This is a genomic window from Limnofasciculus baicalensis BBK-W-15, assembly GCF_024178385.1.
Lineage (GTDB): Bacteria > Cyanobacteriota > Cyanobacteriia > Cyanobacteriales > Coleofasciculaceae > Limnofasciculus > Limnofasciculus baicalensis.
This window is the reverse complement of sequence record NZ_JAMZMM010000437.1, coordinates 1-4,453: the sequence shown is the minus strand read 5'-3', so window position 1 is coordinate 4,453 and position 4,453 is coordinate 1. Positions and strand designations below refer to the sequence as shown.

Below are 4,453 nucleotides of genomic sequence, written 5' to 3'. Positions count from 1 at the left end.
CCCACTCCCCATTCCCCACTCCCCATTCCCTCTAATAATGGTTCCCCACCTTCCGATGATGTACTGCTGTTAAGGCATCTGATTGAGAAACCCGCCCCATTGAAACCGTACTATAAATAGTCCAGTGATCCTCACAATCCATGCGACTTTGTACTTCGCATTCTAGATAAGCTAGTGCGTCAGCAAGAATAGGGGAACCATTGGTTGCCGGATAGGTTTTAATATCCGCAAAACGATCCGCACCAAGAGGAAAACGTTTGAGGAAATGCTTCATCAGTTTATGATAATTCCCTTCCGCTAAAACATTGAGAACAAAGCGATTGCCCACATGCAATAATGACTCAATTGCCCGATCTTTTGCCACAGCAACCGTTATCCCCAAAGGTTTAAAACTCGCTTGCGCTACCCAGGAGGCAAACATTGCACTACTAATATTCCCTTGGCGAGTAGTGAGAATATACAAGCCGTTGCTGAGTCTTCCTAACGCTTTTTCTAGTTCAGAATCAATCGCTTTAATTTGCTTAATTGAGCGATCGCGAGTTAACCAAGCTCCTAATTCAGTTCCCGCTTCTTCACACAAATGATAGGTGATATCAGAGGGGCTTTCTTTGATTAAAATTGGGGCAAAAGCTGGATGCAATCCTAAATCCCGGAATTTGTTAACTAACAGATAAGCAGATTCGCTATCTGGAGCGCCGGATTCAAATACGCCAAAAGATTGCTTAGGATTTGTTGCACCAAAAATAGTCCCAATAACAGTTTGAGCAATAGTAGCCACCTCTCCTGTTGTTGATGGCGTACCGATGATAATACCAGAAGCAATACTGACTAATTCTTTCACCTCTTGGGGTTCTGCAATTCGCAAATCCATCATCTCCACCGCCACACCCGTTTTCGTAATACCATGGGCAATGGCTTGGGAAATGCGATCGCTAAATCCGTAATCCGATAGGTAAAATACAGCCACAGTGGTTTCTGCTTTGGCTTGCGCTTCACTCCACTCACGATAACGACCTGTTAATTCAGTCAGATTATGATAGAGTAAAGGACCATGACCTGTGGCAATAGTCGTAATTCCGGGTAAATTACTCATCCGCTTCATCGCCGTCAAAACTGAGCGAGCATTCGGTCCCATTAAGCAGTCATAGTAATATTTAAAGTCCTCTTCAATCAGCTCTAAATCTTCATCAAAGGTATGGTCATTGCAATAGTGCATCCCAAAAGCATCACAGGTATAGAGAACCTGAGTTTTGGCATCATAAGTAAAGATAGTATCAGGCCAATGGAGATTTGGAGCAATCAAAAATTCCAAAACATGATCGTTGCCTAAGTCTAAAGTATCGCCACCTTTGACAATCAGTTTTTGAAAGGGTTGATGGAGCCAATTTTCTAAAAACTGAATCGCAACTTTTGAACCCACAACTGTAACATTAGGAGCCAATTCTAGGATATCTTTGACTAATCCACTATGATCCGGTTCCGTATGGCTGACAATTAGATAATCTAGTTTGCTAGGATCGATCAGTCCAGTTAATGTATCCAGGTAAAGTTGGCGAAACTTTTCGTGAGAAGTATCTACTAGGGCTATTTTTTCGCCCTGAATCAGGAATGAGTTATAGGTAGTGCCATTTTGCAGCCCAAATTCAATATCAAAACGATCCCGATCCCAATCCAGGGAACGAATCGTCGTTGTATTAGGAGCAATTTCTATAGTCTGCATCGTCAACCGACGTTGGAGTTTCTCAGTCAGTGCCACCATCAGTCCCCTCCTTTTGTGTAACTCTATCGAATTGGCATTCTTTAATTATATTTACATATCTTTTGATAGGTTTCTATACAAAAAACTTATGGCTATGTTCAAAATTTCCACTTTCACAGATAATTAGGGCATTTATCCCGATCGAGTGACCACTAGATGGTAAAGTCTTGAGAATTGACCTTCATTTCAAGCTCAGGTATTGGGCTGTACTCCCGGTTGGCTAACAGGTGTGAGAGAATCGTAAATCTGAACCCTAAACTTGTGCCATTGCTGAAGCAACTTGGTAACTTTACTCTCCTTTGAGGATACTCATTCGTGAAACTTCGCTGGTTATTACCTAGTTTTCTAGGCTTTTTTTTGCTGTCATCTCCTGCGGAAGCTGCGAGATTGCTATCCTGGCGTTTTGATACTAATCAGAATCGGCTATTTTTTACAACAGATACAGGGGTTCAACCAAAAGCCCAAATCATTACAGATCCCACACGTCTAGTTATCGATTTACCCGGTATTATCCTCGATAGTTCTACAATTGAGAAATCGATAGGAGGCGCAATTCGTTCGATACGGGTGGGACAATTTAACAATCGGACAACCCGCTTAGTAATTGAACTGAATCCCGGATATACCCTTAATCCACAACAAGTAATATTTCAGGGACTTTCCCCTACTCAATGGACGGTACAATTACCCATACCGCAACAAATAGGAGAATCCCCTAATCCCACACCCATATCCCCACAAAATCCAGTTGTTCCTCCAGTGGTGAGTAATCCACCACCAAATTTTCCCTCCTCTCCCAATCGCCGTTTAGTAGTAATGATCGATCCGGGGCATGGGGGTAAAGATTCTGGCGCAGTTGGACTAAATGGATTGCTAGAAAAAGATGTAATTCTGCCAATTTCTCAACAAATTGGTGCTATATTGGAGCAACAAGGAATTCAAGTAATTCTGACGCGAACGAGTGATTATTTCGTAGATTTAGCACCCCGCGTGCAAATGGCAAAACAGGCAAATGTCGATCTATTTGTCAGTATCCATGCTAATTCCGTCGCTAATCGTCCTGATGCAAATGGATTAGAAACTTACTATTTCGACAGTGGTTATCGCCTAGCCCAAACCATTCACAACAGTATTTTGCAAAGTATTAATATCCGCGATCGCGGAGTGAGAAGGGCGAGATTTTTTGTACTTAGAAATAATCCCATGCCTGCTGTTCTTGTGGAAGTGGGTTTTGTTACAGGTAATATTGACTCACCGCGATTAGCAACTCCTGAATATCAGAACCAAATGGCACAAGCAATTGCACAGGGTATTCTTCAGTATATTCAGCAGAATTACTAGTAACCTAAGTTGCTTCCTAATGGCTAATTGCTAATGGCTAATTGCTAATTGCTAAGGGAGCATCCCGATTTGGAAGAAATGCAGGTTGATTCTTACTCCCCCCTTTGACAAGGGGGGCTGGGGGGGTAAAAACTTTGTCAAAAAAACGAGTATTTTTGCCAAAGTGGGATGCTCCCATTGCTAATAGTTGATTTCTTGACTAGATCGTTCAGTCTTATATTAGCTAATAGCAATTAGCTATTAACCGTTAACTGTTAACTTGCTATGAAATTAAATCTAATCATAACTTTAGCTAAATTATCATTAAATGTTGCAGCAGGGGGAGCAACAATTGCGACTATTCTTGGTTTTGCAGGTGGTTTATCGTGGTTTTTTGAGCTGATGGATCATCCTAGACCACAATACTGTTTAATTTTAATTTCTGCAATAGTAGTTGGCGGTATTTATCGTCAATCCTGGAGCTTTTTTTGGTCAATTCCGCTCATCTTAAACTTGGCTCTTATTTTGCCACTCTTTTTACCACCTGCCGAGAAGGTAAGTAATCTACAAGATCCACCATTACGAATTATACATATTAATCTAGATCGCCATAATTTAGACACAACTTTAGCTATCAATTACCTAGAAAAACAGGATGCCGATCTAATTTTCCTGCAAGAGGTGACATCAAGATGGCTAACTCACCTAGAATCAAATCTATCTCGATATCGGATAGTGACATCTCTACCACAAGAAAATTCCCTTGGTGTGGCGATGTTATTACCGATTCAACCTTCAAAAAAGATCGAAGTTATCGCAACACAAATTATACATTTACCGAGTTACTCAGATCGACCATTAATTGAAACAACTTGGCGATGGGGAGATAGAAATGTCGTTATCTTGAGCCTTAGTTTAATCCGTCCCCGTAATTCTCATACATCAGCTTTTCAACAGATTGAGTTAAATGCTGTAGCCGACTGGAGTCTCAATCAGGAAAAACATGATGCAATCGTTATTGGTGATTTTAATAGTACACCATGGTCAAGTCGATTTAGGAATTTTTTACACAAAAGCAACCTGAGAAATTCACAACGGGGATTTGGGTTGCAACCAACATGGCTGGCGGGTTTGCCATCTTTCTTAACAATTCCCATAGATCACTGTTTGCACAGTCGGTCAATTGTAACTCTAAATCGTGGTACTGGAGATAATATAGGATCGGATCATTTACCAGTTTTTGTCGAATTGCGAAGACGAATTTAGATGTACATGTACCCGAAATTACGCGGCAACAGATTTCAACAACAAAGCCTTAATACTTTGGAGAATTTGTTCGTCCATTTTGGCAAGAGGTTAGGGGCTATATTGACT

General features: G+C 41.1%; 3 protein-coding genes. 2 read left to right on the top strand and 1 reads right to left on the bottom strand.

Annotated elements, in window-relative coordinates:
- Window positions 1–31 precede the first annotated feature (31 nt).
- Window positions 32–1,759, bottom strand: a complete 1,728-nt coding sequence (locus tag NJ959_RS26095; protein WP_254014678.1) for a diflavin flavoprotein — start codon at window positions 1,757–1,759, stop codon at window positions 32–34.
- 315 nt (window positions 1,760–2,074) lie between these two features.
- On the opposite strand from NJ959_RS26095, the gene NJ959_RS26090 reads away from it, so the two are divergent.
- Together NJ959_RS26090 and NJ959_RS26085 are read left to right on the top strand one after the other, a co-directional pair.
- Entirely contained in the window at window positions 2,075–3,100 is a 1,026-nt protein-coding gene (locus NJ959_RS26090) for an N-acetylmuramoyl-L-alanine amidase (protein WP_254014677.1), read from the top strand.
- Between the two features lie 264 nt (window positions 3,101–3,364).
- Window positions 3,365–4,345 (top strand): endonuclease/exonuclease/phosphatase family protein, encoded by a 981-nt coding sequence (locus tag NJ959_RS26085; RefSeq protein WP_254014676.1) that lies wholly within the window; start codon window positions 3,365–3,367, stop codon window positions 4,343–4,345.
- Window positions 4,346–4,453 lie beyond the last annotated feature (108 nt).